Consider the following 19,082-nt stretch of genomic DNA (forward strand, 5'->3'; position numbering starts at 1 on the left):
TTGAGGTCCTTCGAGGCGAGCGAGCCCAGGTGCGCACCCACCGAGCGCAGAACCTTCTCGTCCTCGGGCGTGAGGTCTTTGAGCCGGGTGCGTACCGCCACACCGGACGGGCCGAGAACGACGAACGGCGCGGCGATCGGGCGGAGGTCAGCCATGCTCGGCGGCTTCCAGTGCCTTGCGGGCGCGGTTCTTCGCCGACCTGCGCCCGTACAGGCGGGCGCAGAACGACGTCAGTACCTCCACCATCTCCCGCACCAGGTCGTCTTCGACCTCACCATCGTCCAGCACCAGCAGGCGACGGCCCGTCGCGGACAAGGCGGCCTCGACAAGCTCGACGTTCATCCGGCCCAGCCGGTCCTTGTGCTCCACCACCACGCAGGTCACGTGCGGGTCGGCCAGCAGACGCCGGGCTTTGGAACGGCAGCCGTTCATCCCGGAAGCGATCTCCGCCTCAACACGAACAACTCGGTGACCGGCCTTCACCGCCCACGCCGACAACCGGGCGACCTGGCGCTCAAGATCGGCCTTCTGATCGTGCGAGGACACGCGGGCATACAGACCCAACCCGCCGACGGTCCCGGGCATGGCGTTCGTGTCGATGTTCACCAGGATCGTGCGTGACCCGACCGCTGAGCCGGTACCGGCAACACCCCCTCACGGAACCAGCGATACGCGGTCTGCGGATGCACGCCCTGCGCCTTCGCCCATTCCGTCAGATTCACACTCTGACAACGACACTCACTCATACATGGTCACGCTCACCTACTCGACTTCGACGCCCAGCAGGTGAAGACCCCCACACCGTGGTGCGCCAGGACTCGAAGCCGCCGGAGTTGTAGGCGTCCTCGTCAGGGAAACGCCTGGAACCGTCCGGTTCCCGGACGAAGACTTTCACCAGCAGGCTCATGGACGCGGGTAACCACCCCGGGACGACGGGGCGGGTAACGGGTTAGCGCCGTCGAGGGCGGCGGGGCCACGGGCGGCGGGGCCACGGGCAGCGGGGGTAGGGAGCACGACGCCCCTCGCCCCACCCGGTGCCGCTCGAGAAGTAGTCCTCGGCGCCGGGTGGAGAAGGGGGCGTCGGCCGTGTACGTCAGACGGTCGCTGCCTCGGGCCGCTCGGTCCGGTCCGAGGCAGCCGACGCGGGGACGACCACGGCGGGCTTCGGCAGCACCGCGTACAGCAAGCCGGAGATCAGCACCGTGGCCACCCAGCCGAGGCCGTACTCGCCGATGACGTTGTTCGCGGCGAGGGGACCGGTGAACCAGTCGGACGTCGTGAACATCAGGCCCGCGACCAGCCCCACCGCCCAGGCGGCGACGGCGGCGGGGGAGAAGCCTCCGCGGTACCAGTAGGCGCTGGTGCGGCCGGTGTCGGCGAGGGCCTCGCCGTCGTACTCCCTGCGGCGCAGCATGTCCACGCCGAAGACGCCGACCCAGGCGGAGAAGGCGACCGCGAGCAGCGACAGGAAGGCGATGAAGGAGCCCATGAAGCTGGTCGCCACCAGCATCAGCACCCCGCCGAAGACCAGCGAGATCACGGCGTTGACCGAGACCGCCCAGTGCCGGGGGACCTTGATGCCCAGCGTCTGCGCGGTGAAGCCGGCCGAGTACATCGACATCGAGTTGATCAGCAGCATGCCGATCAGCGCGATGAGCAGGTAGGGCACCGCGATCCAGGTCGGCAGGATCTCGCCGAGGAAGGAGACCGGGTCGGCGGCCGAGGCCAGGTCGGGTGTGGAGACGGCCATGACCATGCCCATCAGGACCATGGGCAGTACGACGATGCCGGCGCCGCCGATGGTCACGCCCACGATCCCCTTCGAGGAGGCCGTGCGCGGCAGGTACCGGGTGAAGTCCGGGGCGGACGGGATCCAGCTGACGCCGCCGGCCGCGATCAGGCCGACGCCGGTGATCATCGCGGCGACCGAACCGGCGGACCGGTCGAAGACCGCGGACCAGTCGGTGTCGACGACCAGGTAGGCGAGGACCAGCACCGAGAAGGCGCCGAAGAGGTACGCCGCGTACTTGTTGCACTTCTGCACGGCGTTGATGCCCAGCCCGGAGATCGCGAACGTGGCCACGACGAAGGCGAGTAGCGTCACCATGTCGAGCACGCCGTTGGCACGGATGCCGAACACGATGTCCAGCACGGTGAGCAGCGCGTAGGCGCCGGTCACCGCGTTGATCGTCTCCCATCCCCAGCGGGCGATCCAGATCAGCGAACCCGGGAGCAGATTGCCCCGCTGCCCGAAGACGGCCCGGGACAGCGCCATGCCGGGAGCGCCCCCGCGCTTGCCCGCGATGCCGATCAGTCCGACGAGTCCGTACGACACGACCGGTGCGGCGCCCGCGACGACGAGGGCCTGCCAGAAGTTGAGCCGGTACGCCACGACCAGGCTCGCGCCCATCGTGAGCAGCAGCACGCTGATGTTGGCGCCGACCCAGGTCGGGAAAAGCTCACGGGTCCGGGCGGTGCGCTCGTGATCGGGCACCTGCTCGATGCCACGGGTTTCCAGGGCGCCTTCGGTCTCGGCGGTCTTGCTCATGTGGGGGGTCCGTGCCTCGATCGTGGGAGAAGAGGGGGCGGTCGGGACTCTACGCGCGTTGACGTGGCCTCCTCCATCGTACTTTGATCCGACTCCTTCCTTCCAGTGGCCTTTGTCCTTTGGAGGAAGTCACAAGGGGCGGTCTCCGGGGACCCATGACTGATACTGGACGGGTTATGGAAATCGTCATCCTTGCTGTAGTCATCGCCGTCGTCGTGATCGGCGCGCTCGGCGGGCTGATCGTGGGCAGCCGCCGCAAGAAGCAGCTGCCTCCGCCGCCCCCCGCCGCGCCCGACATCACCGCCCCTCCGGCCGAACCCCACGTCGGCGAAGAGGCCGAGACGCCGCGCGACGAAACGCGCCGGACGATAGAGGAGGTCGACCTCCCGGACGGCGGCACCGCTCCCGCCACCGTCGAGGAGCCGCCCGTCGTCGAAGAGCTCGAGATCCCGCAGATCGAGGTTCCCGAGCCCACCGCCGGCCGTCTGGTCCGGCTCCGTGCCCGCCTCTCCCGCTCGCAGAACGCCCTCGGCAAGGGCCTGCTCACCCTGCTCTCCCGGGAGCATCTCGACGAGGACACCTGGGAGGAGATCGAGGACACGCTGCTCACCGCCGACGTCGGCGTGCAGCCCACCCAGGAGCTGGTCGAGCGGTTGCGTGAGCGTGTGAAGGTGCTCGGCACCCGCACGCCCGAGGAACTGCGCGGCCTCCTGCGCGAAGAGCTGATCACCCTCCTCGGGCCCGAGATGGACCGCGAGGTCAAGACCGAGCCCGCGTCGGGCAAGCCCGGCATCGTCATGGTCGTCGGGGTCAACGGCACCGGCAAGACCACCACCACGGGCAAGCTCGCCCGCGTGCTGGTCGCCGACGGCCGCAGCGTCGTCCTCGGCGCCGCCGACACCTTCCGTGCCGCCGCCGCCGACCAGCTGCAGACCTGGGGCGAACGGGTCGGCGCGCACACCGTGCGCGGCCCGGAGGGCGGCGACCCCGCCTCCGTCGCCTTCGACGCGGTCAAGGAGGGCAAGGAGATGGGCTCGGACGTCGTGCTCATCGACACCGCCGGCCGCCTGCACACCAAGACCGGTCTCATGGACGAGCTCGGCAAGGTCAAGCGCGTCGTGGAGAAGCACGCGCCGCTGGACGAGGTGTTGCTCGTCCTCGATGCCACCACCGGCCAGAACGGCCTGATCCAGGCGCGGGTCTTCGCCGAGGTCGTCGACATCAGCGGCATCGTGCTCACCAAGCTGGACGGCACGGCCAAGGGCGGCATCGTGGTCGCCGTGCAGCGTGAGCTGGGCGTGCCGGTCAAGCTGATCGGGCTCGGCGAGGGCGCGGACGACCTGGCGCCGTTCGAGCCCGGGGCGTTCGTGGATGCCCTCATCGGCGACTGACTCCTCCCTCCCTGAAGCCTCCCTGGAGGGAGGGATGGGATTCCTGGCTCGGGCGGCCTCCTGGAGCGTGTCCGAGGAGGCCGCGCGCCCTTGACGCCGTCCGGGCCGGGCCCGGCCCGGACGGGCACGACGCCTGCGGAACCCGTGTCCCGCGGGTGCACCCGGCACCGGGTGTTTCGAGGGCGGAGCGTTCGGCGGCGGATCGTGCCGCCTGCCGGGCCGCGGTGCGCCCCGCCCCCAGCCAGAGCACCTCACCGTCAGAGCACCTCACCGTCAGAGCGTGCCGCCGTCAGAGCGTGCCGCGCACGCGCGCGGGAAGCGCCCGCCCGTTTGCTGCCGGGCGGCCCGCCCTTCGACGTGCGGATGGTGGTGCCGGTGGTGCCGATGACGGGCGATGCCGGTGGTGCCGATGACGGCGATGCCGGTGGTGCCGATGACGGCGATGCCGAGGATGCCGGTGGCGCCGATGCCGGCGGTGCCGATGCCGGCGGTGCCCGCGACCGCGGCCGGAGGCCTACGCCCGCGACCGATGGGCCACGTACGCCAGTGTTCCCAGCAGCAGCCGTGCCGCCGGCGGCCTGGTCGCCGAGTCGAGGGCCGGCGGACGCAGCCAGCGCACCGGTCCCCGGCCGCCGCGGTCGGAGGGCGGGGCCGTGATGTACGTACCGGGGCCGAGGCCTCGCAGGTCCAGGGCGGAAGGGTCGTCCCAGCCCATGCGGTAGAGCAGCCGGGGCAGTTCGGCGGCGGCGCCGGGAGCGACGAAGAAGTGGGAGCGGCCCTGCGGGGTCACCGTGACCGGGCCGAGCGGCAGGCCCATGCGCTCCAGTCTGGCCAGTGCCCGCAGCCCGGCCGGCTCGGCCACCTCGATGACGTCGAAGAACCGTCCGACCGGCAGCATCACCGCGGCCCCGGGGAACTGGCCCCAGGCCTCGCCGGCCTCGCCCAGCGTCGCACCGGCGGGCACCTCCGGCGCGAAGCCCAGCGGATGCGCGCCGGGCTCCGGGCAGTCGCGCCGACCGCACGAGCAGACGCCCGCGGCGGCCCGGGCACCCGGCACCACGGACCAGCCCCACAGTCCGGTGAACTCGGCCACGACGGTGCACTCCGACGCGCGGCCTCGGCGACGTGCGCCGGACCGGATGTCCCGCATGCCCCGACTGCCGCCGATGCCGATCGTGAAGCCCATGCCCCCTCCAACGGGTCGACGCAACGGCGGTTACGCAGCGGACGTGAAACGTGACTCTCTGCTTCCAACTCCCCAGTCCGGCGCGGTTCACGCAGCGTTCGGAAGCACTCCGGGTGGTGTGCCCGACCATGCGCGCCCCGGCGTGCACCGTTGCACCGACTCCCGGTTGGCCTGTGTCAAGTGAATCGTGCGCAGACCACTGGGAGTTCATCCGAAGGGGTGGCGAATGGTGGCGATTCCGCAATCGCCATGGCTGGACCGTGATCACCGGATTACTTTGTGTGCATGGAGCCTTGGGGCACATGCCCTTGTGGGTATGCCGGAGGCAATGCGGCTTTCCGTTCGGAGGGTGGCATCCGCCGGACGGACGACCGTAACCACCGGCATTCTGATAGGGCTTGGCGCACTCAGCGACAGGTGGTCTCAGAGATGGGGGCGTTCCAGTGAGCGGCAACGGCGGAAGCGGTACGAGCGCGGCAAGCGCGTCGCCTGCTGACAAGCGCCCCAACGAGCTGCTCACCTCCTGGTTCGCCCGCAGCGGCTGGTCCAAGGGCGAACTGGCCCGCCAGGTCAACCGCCGGGCACGCCAGTTGGGCGCCGGTCACATCTCCACGGACACCTCACGCGTGCGCCGATGGCTCGACGGCGAGAATCCGCGTGAGCCGATCCCGCGGATCCTGTCCGAGCTGTTCTCCGAGCGCTTCGGCGTCGTCGTCTCCGTCGAGGACCTGGGCCTGCGCTCCACCCGCCCGACGCCCTCCGCGACCGGCGTCGACCTGCCCTGGACGGGCCCGCAGACCGTGGCCCTGCTCAGCGAGTTCTCGCGCAGCGACCTGATGCTCGCCCGGCGCGGCTTCCTCGGCAGCTCGCTCGCCCTCTCCGCGGGCCCGTCCCTCATCGAGCCCATGCAGCGCTGGCTCGTCCCCGCGCCGCCGGCCACCGCGTCCGGACACGAGCCCGCGCCTGCCACGCGCGCGCGTGGCCGCCTGTCCAGGCCGGAGCTGGACCTGCTGGAGTCCACCGCCGTGATGTTCCGCCGCTGGGACGCCCAGTGCGGTGGCGGCCTGCGCCGCAAGGCCGTGGTCGGCCAGCTGCACGAGGTGACCGATCTCCTGCAGGAACCCCAGACGGACGCCACCCGGTCCAGACTGTTCAAGGTCGCCGCCGAACTCGCCGAGCTGGCCGGCTGGATGTCGTACGACGTGGGGCTGCAGCCCACCGCGCAGAAGTACTTCGTCCTCGCCCTGCACGCCGCCAAGGAGGCCGGTGACCGGCCGCTCGGCTCGTACATCCTCTCCAGCATGAGCCGGCAGATGATCCACCTCGGCCGGCCCGACGACGCCCTGGAACTGATCCACCTCGCGCAGTACGGCAGCCGGGACTGCGCCAGCCCCCGCACCCAGTCGATGCTGTACGCGATGGAGGCCCGCGCCTACGCCAACATGGGACAGCCCGGCCGCTGCAAACGGGCCGTGCGCATGGCCGAGGACACCTACACCGAGGCCGACGAGTGGGACGAGCCGGACCCAGACTGGATCCGCTTCTTCTCCGAGGCCGAGCTGCACGGGGAGAACAGCCACTCCTTCCGCGATCTCGCCTACGTCGCCGGCCGCAGCCCCGCCTACGCGTCCCTGGCCGAGCCGCTGATGCGCCGCGCGGTGGAGCTGTTCGCCAAGGACGACGAGCACCAGCGCTCGTACGCGCTGAACCTGATCGGCATGGCCACCGTGCACCTGCTGCGCCGCGAGCCCGAGGAGAGCACCGTCCTGGCCGTCGAAGCGATGAGAATCGCCAAGAAGGTCCGCTCCGAACGCGTCAACACCCGCATCCGCAAGACCGTCGACACGGCTGTACGCGATTTCGGCGACCTCGGCGAGGTCGTCGACCTCACCGAACGGCTCGCCGTCGAGCTGCCCGAGACCGCCGAAGCGGTCTGACCTCCCCCACCAGCCCCGGCCGCGGCCGGCCCTCCCGAACCTGCCCGACTCGGCTCCCCCATGCCAGGTCACTCGGAGGCCCGCCGCGGCCGGGCCCCTTTGTGCGCCTGAGCCGGCGCCGCTCTCGCGGAGGTGGTTGCTCGCCGTGGGGGTTGCTCAATTGATGGTTGGGGCCGTCGTCGGTAAGGGCGCGTCACGGTATCCGTGACCCCGGTCCGCGAGCCGGCCGTTCACTCACGCGTAACACGCACAGCGCCTTCGTCACGGCGGCGAAACAGCGAGGGGCGCCCACCGAAACCGCGCTGCGCCAATCTCATGGCGCATAACCGGCCCACCCCTCACAGCCCGCCGCCCGCTCAGGCTTCGCCCGCACGGGGCCGTACCAACGACGAGGAGACGCCGATGGCTCCAGCCATCACGCTCGCCGCAGAGACGGAGCTCTCTGCCGCCAACACGGGCTTCATGCTCATCTGCTCCGCCCTGGTGATGCTCATGACCCCGGCCCTGGCCTTCTTCTACGGAGGCATGGTCCGCGTCAAGAGCACCCTGAACATGCTGATGATGAGCTTCATCAGCCTCGGCATCGTCACCGTCCTGTGGGTGCTGTACGGCTTCTCCATGGCGTTCGGCACCGACACCGGCAGCCTCGTCGGCTGGAACTCCGACTGGGTCGGCCTCAGCAACATCGGCCTGACCGAGCTCTGGGACGGCTACACCATCCCCGTCTTCGTCTTCCTGGTCTTCCAGCTGATGTTTGCCGTCCTCACGCCCGCCCTGATCAGCGGCGCCCTCGCCGACCGCGTGAAGTTCACGGCCTGGGCGCTGTTCATCGCCCTGTGGGCCACGATCGTCTACTTCCCGGTCGCCCACTGGGTGTGGGGCGCCGGCGGCTGGGCCTTCGAACTCGGCGTGATCGACTTCGCCGGCGGTACGGCCGTGCACATCAACGCCGGCGCCGCCGCGCTCGGCGTGATCCTCGTCATCGGCAAGCGGGTCGGCTTCAAGAAGGACCCGATGCGCCCGCACAGCCTGCCCCTGGTCATGCTCGGCGCCGGCCTGCTCTGGTTCGGCTGGTTCGGCTTCAACGCCGGCTCCTGGCTCGGCAACGACGACGGCGTCGGCGCGCTGATGTTCGTCAACACTCAGGTCGCCACCGGCGCGGCCGTCCTCGGCTGGCTCGCCTACGAGAAGATCCGGCACGGCGCCTTCACCACCCTGGGCGCCGCCTCCGGCGCCGTCTCCGGCCTGGTCGCCATCACCCCGGCGGGCGGCGCGGTCTCCCCGCTCGGCGCCATCGCCGTCGGCCTGATCGCCGGTGTGCTGTGTGCCATGGCGGTCGGACTGAAGTACAAGTTCGGCTACGACGACTCCCTCGACGTCGTCGGCGTCCACCTCGTCGGCGGCATCCTCGGCTCCCTCCTCGTCGGCCTCTTCGCCACCGGCAAGGGCCAGTCCGAGGTCGAGGGCCTCTTCTACGGAGGCGGCCTGGACCAGTTCTGGAAGCAGTGCGCCGGTGTCTTCGGCGTGTTCGCCTACTCCCTGGTCGTCTCCGCCCTCCTCGCCCTCGTCCTGCACAGGACGATCGGCATGCGGGTGCCGGAGGACGACGAGGTGGCCGGCATCGACCAGGCCGAGCACGCCGAGACCGCATACGACTTCAGCGGCGCCGGCGGCGGTGCCGCCCGGACGACCGCCCCGCCGGCCGCCTCCGCGGCCGCGTCGGCCCAGAGCAAGAAGGTGGACGCATGAAGCTCATCACCGCCGTCGTCAAGCCGCACCGGCTCGACGAGATCAAGGAGGCCCTGCAGGCCTTCGGGGTCCACGGCCTGACCGTCACCGAGGCCAGCGGCTACGGCCGCCAGCGCGGCCACACCGAGGTCTACCGGGGCGCCGAGTACACCGTCGACCTGGTACCCAAGATCCGCATCGAGGTGCTGGTCGAGGACGACGACGCCGAGCAGCTGATCGACGTCGTGGTCAAGGCGGCCCGCACCGGCAAGATCGGCGACGGCAAGGTCTGGTCGGTCCCGGTCGACACTGCGGTACGGGTCCGGACCGGCGAGCGCGGCCCCGACGCGCTCTGACACGACGGACGAACAGGAGTCGCCGGGTGACGAGCACGGACGTGACGGAAGAAGCAGAGGACTCGGGACCCAGCGGCTACGCGGCGGCCCGGCTGCGCCTCCTCACCGAGGGGACGCGGTCCGGGCCGCCGCGCCGTACGGCCCTCGCCGAACTGACGGACGGCTGGCTGTCGGGCCTCTTCGGCGCGGCGGGCGGCCCGCCCAGGGGCGTCTGCCTGATCGCCGTCGGCGGCTACGGCCGCGGCGAGCTGTCCCCGCGCAGCGACCTGGACCTGCTCCTGCTGCACGACGGCGGCGACGACAAGGCGGTCGCCGCACTCGCCGACCGCCTCTGGTACCCCGTCTGGGACCTCGGCCTCGCCCTCGACCACTCCGTACGCACACCGGCCGAAGCCAGGAAGACGGCCGAGCTGGACCTCAAGGTCCAGCTCGGCCTCCTGGACGCCCGCCACCTCGCCGGCGACCTGGGACTGACCACCTCACTGCGCACCACCGTCCTCGCCGACTGGCGCAACCAGGCACCCAGACGCCTCCCCGAGCTCCAGGAACTCTGCGCCGAGCGCGCCGAACGCCAGGGCGAGCTGCAGTTCCTGCTCGAACCCGACCTCAAGGAGGCCAGGGGCGGCCTGCGCGACGCCACCGCCCTGCGCGCCGTCGCCGCCTCCTGGCTGGCCGACGCCCCGCGCGAGGGCCTCGCCGACGCCCGGCGCCGACTGCTCGACGTACGGGACGCGCTCCACCTGGCGACGGGCCGGGCGACCGACCGGCTGGCGTTGCAGGAGCAGGACCAGGTGGCGGCGGAGCTCGGCCTGCTGGACGCCGACACGCTGCTGCGGCAGGTGTACGAGGCGGCGCGCGTCATCTCGTACGCCGGGGACGTCACCTGGCGCGAGGTGGGGCGCGTACTGCGCTCGCGCTCCGTGCGGCCGAGACTGCGCAGAATGGCAAGGGAGCGGAGCGACTTCCTCAGAAGGGCGGTGGCGGGCGACGGGAGGGCGCTGGGCGGCGGCAGACCGGTCGCCGAGCGCTCCCCGCTCGCCGAGGGCGTCGTCGAGCAGGACGGCGAGGTGGTGCTCGCCCGCACCGCGCGCCCCGAGCGCGACCCCGTGCTCCCGCTGCGGGCCGCGGCCGCCGCCGCGCAGGCCGGGCTTCCGCTCTCCCTGCACGCCGTACGGCGTCTGGCGGCCACCGTGCGCCCGCTGCCCACGCCCTGGCCCGCCGAAGCGCGGGAGCAGCTGGTGACGCTGCTGGGTTCGGGCCGGCCCACGGTACAGGTCTGGGAGGCGCTGGAGGCCGAGGGGCTGATCACCCGGCTGCTGCCCGACTGGGAGCGGGTGCGCTGCCGCCCGCAGCGCAACGCCGTGCACGTGTGGACCGTCGACCGGCACCTGATCGAGACCGCGGTCCACGCCGCCAGGTTCGCCCGCCGGGTCCACCGGCCCGACCTGCTCCTGGTCGCCGCGCTGCTGCACGACATCGGCAAGGGCTGGCCCGGTGACCACTCCGTGGCCGGGGAGACCATCACCCGGGACGTGGCCGCCCGGATCGGCTTCGACCGCGCGGACGCGGCCGTCCTCGCCACCCTTGTACGCCACCACCTGCTGCTCGTCGAGACGGCCACCCGGCGCGACCTCGACGACCCGGCCACCGTGCGGGCGGTCGCCGAGGCGGTCGGCACCGAGGGCACCCTGGAGCTGCTGCACGCCCTGACCGAGGCCGACGCGCTGGCCACCGGACCGGCAGCCTGGTCGTCCTGGCGCGGCTCCCTCGTCGCGGACCTGGTCAAACGCGTCTCGGCGGTCCTGGCCGGGCATCCGCCCGCGGAGCCCGAGGCCGACGCGCCCACCGCCGAGCAGGAACGGCTCGCCGTCGAGGCCCTCCGCACGGGCGGGCCGGTGCTCGCCCTGCGCGCCCAGACCGAGCCGCCGGCCGGTCCGGAGCCGAGCGCCGACCCGGAGCCGCTCGGTGTGGAGCTGCTGATCGCCGTACCCGACCAGCCGGGCGTGCTCCCCGCGGTCGCCGGGGTCCTGGCCATGCACCGGCTGACCGTCCGCACCGCGGAGCTGCGGTCCCTTCCTCTGCCGGACGGCGTGGACGGCTCCGTGCTGCTGCTGGACTGGCGGGTCGCCGCCGAGTACGGCTCCCTGCCCCAGGCCACCCGGCTCCGCGCCGACCTGGTCAGGGCGCTGGACGGCACCCTGGACATCGCCAGCCGGCTCGCCGAGCGGGACGCCGCCTACCCACGGCGCAGGGGCGTGGAGCCGCCGCCGCCCCGCGTGACGGTCGCGCCGGCCGCGTCCCGGCTGGCCACGGTGATCGAGGTCCGCGCCCAGGACGCCCCCGGGCTGCTCTTCCGCATCGGGCGGGCGCTGGAGGGGGCGGGGGTACGGGTGCGGAGCGCGCATGTGTCGACCTTGGGGGCGAACGCGGTGGACGCGTTCTATGTGACGCGGGGCGGGGGCGCGCCGTTGCCGGGGGAGGAGGCGGCGTCCGTGGCCCGGGAGCTGGAGGAGTCGCTGGAGGCGTGACCACATGGTCGCGTCGTGCCTCGACCGGATGTGCTCCCCGCACACGCGGGGAGCCAGTCCTGTCCGCTCTCCGCAGCGGGCAGGGACGATTTGCTTGCCGGGCCGGATACCCTGGAGGGCGACCCACACCAACGCCGACGCGAGGACCTACGCCGCCGTGTTCGATACTCTCTCCGACCGCCTGTCAGCCACCTTCAAATCCCTCCGGGGTAAAGGACGGCTGTCCGAGGCGGACATCGACGCCACGGCCCGCGAGATCCGCATCGCGCTCCTCGAGGCCGACGTGGCCCTGCCCGTCGTGCGTGCCTTCATCAAGAAGGTCAAGGAGCGCTCTCTGGGCGCCGAGGTCTCCAAGGCCCTCAACCCCGCCCAGCAGGTCCTCAAGATCGTCAACGAGGAACTGGTCGGCATCCTCGGCGGCGAGACCCGCCGCCTGCGCTTCGCCAAGCAGCCGCCGACCGTGATCATGCTGGCCGGTCTGCAGGGCGCCGGTAAGACCACCCTCGCGGGCAAGCTCGGCCACTGGCTCAAGGAGCAGGGCCACTCGCCGCTGCTCGTGGCCTGTGACCTCCAGCGCCCCAACGCCGTCAACCAGCTCAGCGTCGTCGCCGAGCGCGCCGGTGTCGCGGTCTACGCCCCCGAGCCGGGCAACGGCGTCGGTGACCCGGTCAAGGTCGCCAAGGACTCCATCGAGTTCGCCAAGACCAAGGTCCACGACCTGGTCATCGTCGACACGGCCGGCCGCCTGGGTATCGACCAGGAGCTGATGCAGCAGGCCGCGGACATCCGCGACGCGGTTCACCCCGATGAGATTCTTTTCGTCGTCGACGCCATGATCGGGCAGGACGCGGTCAACACCGCCGAGGCGTTCCGCGACGGTGTCGGCTTCGACGGCGTGGTGCTGTCCAAGCTCGACGGTGACGCCCGTGGTGGTGCGGCCCTGTCGATCGCCTCGGTGACCGGCAAGCCGATCATGTTCGCGTCCAACGGCGAGAAGCTCACGGACTTCGACGCCTTCCACCCTGACCGGATGGCCTCCCGCATCCTCGACATGGGTGACCTGCTCACCCTGATCGAGCAGGCGGAGAAGACGTTCAGCCAGGAAGAGGCCGAGAAGATGGCCTCCAAGCTGGCGTCCAAGAAGGGCCAGGACTTCACCCTGGACGACTTCCTGGCCCAGATGGAGCAGGTCCGGAAGATGGGCAGCATCAGCAAGCTGCTCGGCATGCTGCCCGGCATGGGCCAGATGAAGGACCAGATCAACAACCTCGACGAGCGCGACGTCGACCGCACGGCCGCCATCATCAAGTCGATGACCCCGGCCGAGCGCCAGGAGCCGACGATCATCAACGGCTCGCGCCGCGCCCGTATCGCCAAGGGCTCCGGGGTCGACGTCAGTGCGGTCAAGTCGCTCGTGGAGCGGTTCTTCGAGGCCCGCAAGATGATGTCCCGCATGGCCCAGGGCGGCGGCATGCCCGGAATGCCGGGGATGCCGGGCATGGGTGGCGGTCCCGGCCGGCAGAAGAAGCAGCAGAAGAAGGCCAAGGGCAAGCAGCGCTCCGGGAACCCGATGAAGCGCAAGCAGCAGGAGCAGGAGGAGGCCGCCCGCCGCGCCGCGGCCGCGCAGAACGGCGGTGCCTTCGGGCTGCCGCAGCAGGGCGGCCAGGACTTCGAGCTGCCGGACGAGTTCAAGAAGTTCATGGGCTGACGGCTCGTTCGGTCCGCGTATTCCGTACGGCGCTGGGGGCGCCCCTCACCGGAGGGGCGCCCCCAGCGCCGTACACCCACATGCCCGGACGGCTTTCCTGTCGTAACGTCCGGATATGACCAACCCGTCCCCGCCGCGCAAGGCCCCCGAGCCGCCCTGGCGCACCGAGGGCACGCCCGACGAGCCCCCCAAGCCGCCGTCCGGCGGCAGGAGGATGCGTGGCGGCCGGTGGAACCTGGTCCTGGCAGCGCTGATCGTCTTCCTGGTCGCCAACCTCGTGCTCTCCTTCTTCAACGAGGGCGACGAGCCGACCATCTCCTACACGGAGTTCAGCAAGCAGGTCGAGGCGGGCAACGTCAGCAAGATCTACGCCAAGGGCGACGCGATCCAGGGCCAGCTGAAGAAGGCCCGGGACAATCCCGAGGGCGACGGGACCTACACCAAGTTCATGACCGAGCGGCCGACCTTCGCGGACGACCGGCTCTGGAACGAGCTGACCGAGCACGACGTCACCGTCACGGCCGAACCGGTCGTCCAGCAGCGCAGTCTCCTGGTCAATCTGCTGATCTCGCTGGCCCCGATGCTGCTCCTGGTGGTGCTGTGGGTCGTCATCGCACGGCGCATGAGGGGCGCCCTGGGCGGCGGGGCGGGCGGCATGCTCGGCCGCAAGGCGCCGCCCAAGCCGGTCGAGCTGGAGGCCGGCGAGCCGCGCACCACCTTCGCCGACGTGGCCGGTATCGACGAGGTGGAGGGCGAGCTCAGCGACGTCGTGGACTTCCTGAAGAACCCCGACGCCTACCGCCGCATGGGCGCCAAGATGCCCCGCGGCGTCCTCCTGTCCGGCCCGCCCGGCACCGGAAAGACCCTCCTCGCGCGCGCGGTCGCCGGCGAGGCGGGTGTGCCGTTCTTCTCGGCGTCCGCGTCCGAGTTCATCGAGATGATCGTGGGCGTGGGCGCCTCCCGGGTGCGGGAGCTTTTCGCCGAGGCCCGGAAGGTGGCGCCGTCGATCATCTTCATCGACGAGATCGACACCATCGGCCGGGCCCGCGGCGGCGGCTCCGGCATGGGCGGCCACGACGAGCGCGAGCAGACCCTGAACCAGATCCTCACCGAGATGGACGGCTTCTCGGGCGCCGAGGGCGTGATCGTCATCGCCGCCACCAACCGCGCCGACATCCTGGACCCGGCCCTGACCCGCCCCGGCCGCTTCGACCGGGTGGTCAGCGTCTCGCCGCCGGACCGGGGCGGCCGGAAGGCGATCCTGGAGATCCACACCCGCGAGATCCCGCTCGCCCCCGACGTCGACCTCGCCCAGGTCGCCCGCACGACCCCGGGCATGACCGGCGCCGAACTCGCCAACCTCGCCAACGAGGCCGCGCTGCTCGCGGTCAAACGCAAGCAGGACCGGGTGACGCAGGCGAACCTCTCCGAGGCACTGGAGAAGGTCCAGCTGGGAGCCGAACGCCCGCTGGTGATGCCCGAGGAGGAGCGCCGGCGCACCGCCTACCACGAGAGCGGGCACGCCCTGCTGGGCATGCTGCAGCCGGGCGCCGACCCCGTTCGCAAGATCACGATCGTCCCGCGCGGACGGGCACTCGGGGTGACACTGTCGACGCCGGACGCGGACAAGTACGCGTACACGGAGGAGTACCTGCGCGGGCGGATCATCGGTGCGCTGGGCGGCATGGCGGCCGAGCAGGTGGTGTACGACGTGATCACGACCGGTTCGGAGAGCGACCTCGAACAGGTCACCCGCATCGCGCGCGGCATGGTCGGCCGCTGGGGCATGAGTGAACAGGTCGGCCGGCTCTCCGCCCTGCCCGGCGACGCCCAGCAGGCCTACGGGCTCGCCGCCGCGCCGGGGACCCTCGACGCCATCGACGGGGAGATGCGACGGGTCGTCGACGAGTGCTACGCGGAGGCCGTCCGCAAGCTGCGCGACCACCGCGGGCAGCTCGACGCGCTGGCCGAGGCGCTGCTGGCGAACGAGACGCTGGACGAGGCGGACGCGTACCGCATCGCCGGGATCACCCGCCCGGCGAAGGGCGACGCGGAGGCGTGACGGCGCCCTCCGGGTGTCCCTTGACCCTTGTCCCTCGTCGTGCGTTCCCGTTCCCTGGCGTCAGGACCGCGGGAACTTCCAGACGTAGGGCACGCCGTCCTCCTCCTCCCAGTGCACCTCCACGCTCGTGGCGTCCGCGGGAACCAGGTACGTAGCGCAGAAGACGTGGCTCTCGCCCTGTTCCCAGCTCTCCACGCCGTACGGGTCCTCGCAGCCCGGGGCGTCGTCGGAGGCGCCGACGAGGACGCCGCCGCGCTGCCCGTCGGCGAAGACCGTGGTGCGGTCGTGCACGCCGGAGCCCCCGGTGAGGGCCGGGCCGCTCCTGTGCGTGTACCTGACGTGCGCGACGGCCAGCACCTTGCCCTTGGCGTCCGCCGCGTCCGCCACCGCCTTCGCGGCCTCCGCCTCGGTGCCGACGTCGACCTTTCGCGCCACGACGTCGTAGGTGACCTCGCCGGGGTCCTCCGTGACCTTCCCCGTCGCGCTCTCGTCCGTCGCCATGTCGCCGCCCGAGGCCGTAGGGGAGGGAGAGGCCGACGCGTCGGGGCTCTCCGGACTCTTGGCGTCGGTGTCGTCACCGCCCCCGCAGGCGGTGAGGGCCAGGGCGAGGACGGCGACGGGCGCGGCGAGACGCAGCGCGGTCTTGTGGTGCGGCACTACAGGCTCCTGTACGCAGACGTGTCTGTCCCCCCGAACGGTGGATCAGATTAGGCCCGTGATCCACCGGGGGACACGGCGGAATCCCTCGCCCGGCTTCTTCACGCCGTTCACACCCGTATCAGGAGACGCCCCGCCGGGGAAGTTCCTTCAGAGGCCGCGCAGGAGGCCGCGTCTCCTCGGGGGCCGCGCGGATGCGACCGGAACGGGTGTCAGGGAAGCCGGGCGATCAGATACCGGAACACGTTCGGCATCCACACGGTCCCGTCCGGCCGCCGGTACGGATGCAGGGCCTCCGACAGCTCCTTGTCGACCTGTTCCTGGTCGGTCGCCGCGATCGCCGCGTCGAACAGCCCGGTCGACAGCAGCCCCCGCACCGCGCTGCCCGCGTCGGCGTATCCGAAGGGGCACGCCACCCGACCGGAGCCGTCCGGCCTGAGCCCGGCCCGCTGGGCGACCTCCTCCAGGTCGTCACGCAGGGCGGGGCGCCAGCTGCCCGCGTTGCGCAGCGGGTCCGCGAGTTTGGTGGCCACCCGCAGCACCGACGTCGTGGCGCACCGCTCCGGCGGGCCCCACCCGGCCAGCACCACGGCCGCGCCGCGCCCGGCGAGTGGTGTCGCCTGGGCGAGCAGCTCACCCAGTCCCTCCGCGTCGCCCGCCAGGCATCCGATGGGCTCGAAGGCGGTCACCAGGGTGAACGCCGGGGCCGACGGGTCCTTCGCGTCCCGGGGCGTGCCGTCGACGACGCGTGCCGCGCGCGCACGCGCGCGCGTGTCTCGCGCGCCGGCCACCTCGGGAAGCAGCCGCTGCCGTGCCAGGGCCAGGCGTTCCGGGGACCGGGAGTCGACACCGGTCACCGCGGCGCCGCGCGCGGCGGCCATCAGCAGGGCCAGCCCGGAACCACAGCCCAGCCCCAGCATTCTGGTGTCGCCGCCCACGTCCAGACGCTCGTAGACGGCCTCGTAGAGCGGTACGAGCATCCGCTCCTGGATCTCGGACCAGTCACGCGCGCGTGCACCGGGGTCCACACGAGGCGTCGCCCCCGCGTGGGACGAGTGCTGCCGCACGAGCGTAGGTGTCATAGGAAAGCGCCCCAATCGCCGAGTGTTGCCGCTGTGCCCGATTCCGTGGCCCCCGTGCAGTGCGCTCGCACTTCCCCCGTATGCCAGGAAACTCCGGGCTCGCCGCGGCGTCCAGTGGTAGCGGGGGCCGGTTTGCCCGGACCCGGCCTCAGTGGCGAGATTTCACTTCCCGGCAACATGGGCCTGGCCGCGCGGTACTCCCGGTAGCTCCCTCCCGACTCCTTCGTCGGATGGCCTGATCGTGCCGCTCGGTGATGACAGCGGGTGGCGGTGGTGCCGACGAGGCGGTTCCGGCCAAGGTCGACGGGCCCGGCGGCCGCCTCGCGGGTGCGGGAACCGACAGGGGGCGGGGCGGTGCCGCACGCCGACGGCGCACCCGGTAACGTCGCGCCCGTCGATGTGCCCCATCGGGTGGTGTGCTTCCGGCGCGACGGCGGCCGAAACGCCCCTTGCGCACCCCCGAGCCCCACGCCCCCCGGCGCATGGACGGGGTCTACGCGCCGGCGCGTACGACGGACTACGCACCAGCTTGGTATGAGCTGCGAGGCTTCTCCGCAGATCAGCGCACCCGCCCTCGTCGGGACGCATCAGCGGCAACTGACGGGTACGTGCAAATTATTTGGGATGCCCCGGAATAGGAACACAGCGGCACTCCGGCTCGTTGCCATTACGTGAGCACGACACCACCTGTTCTCGCCGCAGAGCTGGCGCAGGCGTGGGCCGACATTCAGCGGCACCACACCGAGCTGCCCGATCTTGCCGCGCCCGAGTCCCTGATCGGAGAGTCGTCGTCCGCCTGCGGGCACGAGCTCTCCTTCGAACGACTGCTCCATGAGGCAGTCCACGGCATCGCCGCCGCGCGTGGAGTACGCGACACCTCCCGCGCGGGGCGCTACCACAACCGACGATTCCTTGCGATCGCCGAGGAACTGGGCCTCGACCACCCCGAAGAGCCGCATCCCAGCAGCGGCTTCTCGCTGGTCACGCTCACCCCCGAGGCGAAGCGCCGCTACCGCCCGACGATGGAGCGCCTCCAGCGCGCACTGAAGGCCCACACCGCCGCGACGGCGACCGACTCGGTCCGCAGTTTCCGCGGTCCGGCCGCCCGGCACGGCTCTTCCGGGGGTGGGGTGCGCGTGAAGGCGGTCTGCGACTGCGGGCGCAACGTACGGGTCGTCCCGTCCGTCCTGGCACAGGCTCCGATCATGTGCGGCGGCTGCGGCAAGCCGTTCCGGATCCCGGAGGTGGTCGGCGCGGCGGCGAGCTGACGGCCCGGCTGCCCGTGGCAGCCGGATGCGGGTGCAGTGCCCTCGGTCCGGCGGGTCTGCCCGCGTGTGGCACAATGGCTAGCTGTACTCGACAGTCGCACAGGACCCCTCTCTCCTCCGGCTGACGCGTCCATCGGGCACTCGGGTACCGCAACCCCACGCGGCTCTCCCGCCGTGCCCAATCACGTCAAATCCAGGAGAACTCACTCCAGTGGCAGTCAAGATCAAGCTGAAGCGTCTGGGCAAGATCCGTTCGCCTCACTACCGCATCGTCGTCGCCGACTCCCGTACCCGCCGTGACGGCCGGGCCATCGAGGAGATCGGCAAGTACCACCCGACGTACAACCCGTCGGTGATGGAGGTCGACGCCGAGCGTGTCGCCTACTGGCTGCGCGTCGGCGCCCAGCCGACCGAGCCCGTGCTCGCCATCCTGAAGAAGACCGGCGACTGGCAGAAGTTCAAGGGCGAGCCCGCCCCGGCGCCGCTGCTGCAGCCGGCCGAGAAGGCGGCCCGTCCGTCCTTCGAGGCGATCGGTGGCGACGACGAGGGCAAGGGTGAGGCGATCACCCAGAAGAAGAAGGCCGACAAGAAGGACGAGGCTGCCGCTGCGTCCGAGTCGACCGAGGCCTGA

The 19,082-nt window shown here is 71.5% G+C and carries 13 protein-coding genes and 1 pseudogene; 9 read left to right on the forward strand and 5 right to left on the reverse strand.

All coding sequences use genetic code 11. The features are described 5' to 3' along the window. Positions 1 to 147: 147 nt before the first annotated feature. Together ACZ7G3_RS32230 and ACZ7G3_RS32235 are read right to left on the reverse strand one after the other, a co-directional pair. Positions 148 to 722, reverse strand: a pseudogene (locus ACZ7G3_RS32230) (IS607 family transposase). Positions 723 to 1,093: 371 nt separating this feature from the next. Next, a complete protein-coding gene (locus ACZ7G3_RS32235) occupies positions 1,094 to 2,548 on the reverse strand; it encodes a cytosine permease (protein WP_426600186.1) in 1,455 nt (484 codons plus the stop codon). A 176-nt stretch (positions 2,549 to 2,724) separates the two neighbouring features. Here ACZ7G3_RS32235 and ftsY point away from each other — a divergent pair, with 176 nt between their 5' ends. Beyond that, positions 2,725 to 3,939 carry a signal recognition particle-docking protein FtsY gene (gene ftsY, locus ACZ7G3_RS32240; RefSeq protein WP_470929922.1) on the forward strand — a complete coding sequence of 405 codons (1,215 nt, stop codon included), beginning with the start codon at positions 2,725 to 2,727 and terminating at the stop codon, positions 3,937 to 3,939. A 514-nt stretch (positions 3,940 to 4,453) separates the two neighbouring features. On the opposite strand, the gene ACZ7G3_RS32245 is transcribed toward ftsY, so the two are convergent. Then, positions 4,454 to 5,125 (reverse strand): bifunctional DNA primase/polymerase, encoded by a 672-nt coding sequence (locus ACZ7G3_RS32245; protein ID WP_470929924.1) that lies wholly within the window; start codon positions 5,123 to 5,125, stop codon positions 4,454 to 4,456. A gap of 443 nt (positions 5,126 to 5,568) precedes the next feature. Here ACZ7G3_RS32245 and nsdA point away from each other — a divergent pair, with 443 nt between their 5' ends. The 6 genes from nsdA (at position 5,569) to ftsH (ending at position 15,444) form a co-directional block, all read left to right on the forward strand. After that, positions 5,569 to 7,062: a transcriptional repressor NsdA gene (nsdA, locus tag ACZ7G3_RS32250; RefSeq protein WP_426600183.1), complete on the forward strand. Its 1,494-nt coding sequence runs from the start codon at positions 5,569 to 5,571 to the stop codon at positions 7,060 to 7,062. A 402-nt stretch (positions 7,063 to 7,464) separates the two neighbouring features. Then, positions 7,465 to 8,811, forward strand: coding sequence for an ammonium transporter (locus ACZ7G3_RS32255; protein WP_470929926.1), 1,347 nt, complete (start codon positions 7,465 to 7,467; stop codon positions 8,809 to 8,811). Next, a complete protein-coding gene (locus ACZ7G3_RS32260) occupies positions 8,808 to 9,146 on the forward strand; it encodes a P-II family nitrogen regulator (protein ID WP_142192909.1) in 339 nt (112 codons plus the stop codon). The genes ACZ7G3_RS32255 and ACZ7G3_RS32260 overlap by 4 nt, the downstream gene beginning before the upstream one ends. A 26-nt stretch (positions 9,147 to 9,172) precedes the next feature. Next, a complete protein-coding gene (locus tag ACZ7G3_RS32265) occupies positions 9,173 to 11,674 on the forward strand; it encodes a [protein-PII] uridylyltransferase (RefSeq protein ID WP_470929928.1) in 2,502 nt (833 codons plus the stop codon). 157 nt (positions 11,675 to 11,831) lie between these two features. Continuing rightward, positions 11,832 to 13,382, forward strand: coding sequence for a signal recognition particle protein (ffh, locus tag ACZ7G3_RS32270; protein ID WP_426600180.1), 1,551 nt, complete (start codon positions 11,832 to 11,834; stop codon positions 13,380 to 13,382). 115 nt (positions 13,383 to 13,497) lie between these two features. Continuing rightward, positions 13,498 to 15,444, forward strand: coding sequence for an ATP-dependent zinc metalloprotease FtsH (ftsH, locus tag ACZ7G3_RS32275; protein WP_426600179.1), 1,947 nt, complete (start codon positions 13,498 to 13,500; stop codon positions 15,442 to 15,444). Positions 15,445 to 15,504: 60 nt separating this feature from the next. Here ftsH and ACZ7G3_RS32280 read toward each other — a convergent pair whose 3' ends face one another. Further along, a complete protein-coding gene (locus ACZ7G3_RS32280) occupies positions 15,505 to 16,101 on the reverse strand; it encodes a hypothetical protein (RefSeq protein WP_426600178.1) in 597 nt (198 codons plus the stop codon). A gap of 212 nt (positions 16,102 to 16,313) precedes the next feature. Beyond that, a complete protein-coding gene (locus ACZ7G3_RS32285) occupies positions 16,314 to 17,183 on the reverse strand; it encodes an SAM-dependent methyltransferase (protein ID WP_470929931.1) in 870 nt (289 codons plus the stop codon). 671 nt (positions 17,184 to 17,854) lie between these two features. On the opposite strand from ACZ7G3_RS32285, the gene ACZ7G3_RS32290 reads away from it, so the two are divergent. Together ACZ7G3_RS32290 and rpsP are read left to right on the forward strand one after the other, a co-directional pair. Next, positions 17,855 to 18,451 carry a hypothetical protein gene (locus tag ACZ7G3_RS32290; protein WP_279561947.1) on the forward strand — a complete coding sequence of 199 codons (597 nt, stop codon included), beginning with the start codon at positions 17,855 to 17,857 and terminating at the stop codon, positions 18,449 to 18,451. Positions 18,452 to 18,662: 211 nt separating this feature from the next. Next, positions 18,663 to 19,082, forward strand: a complete 420-nt coding sequence (gene rpsP, locus ACZ7G3_RS32295; RefSeq protein ID WP_426522046.1) for a 30S ribosomal protein S16 — start codon at positions 18,663 to 18,665, stop codon at positions 19,080 to 19,082.

Source organism: Streptomyces sp. NPDC037271 (genome assembly GCF_055603605.1).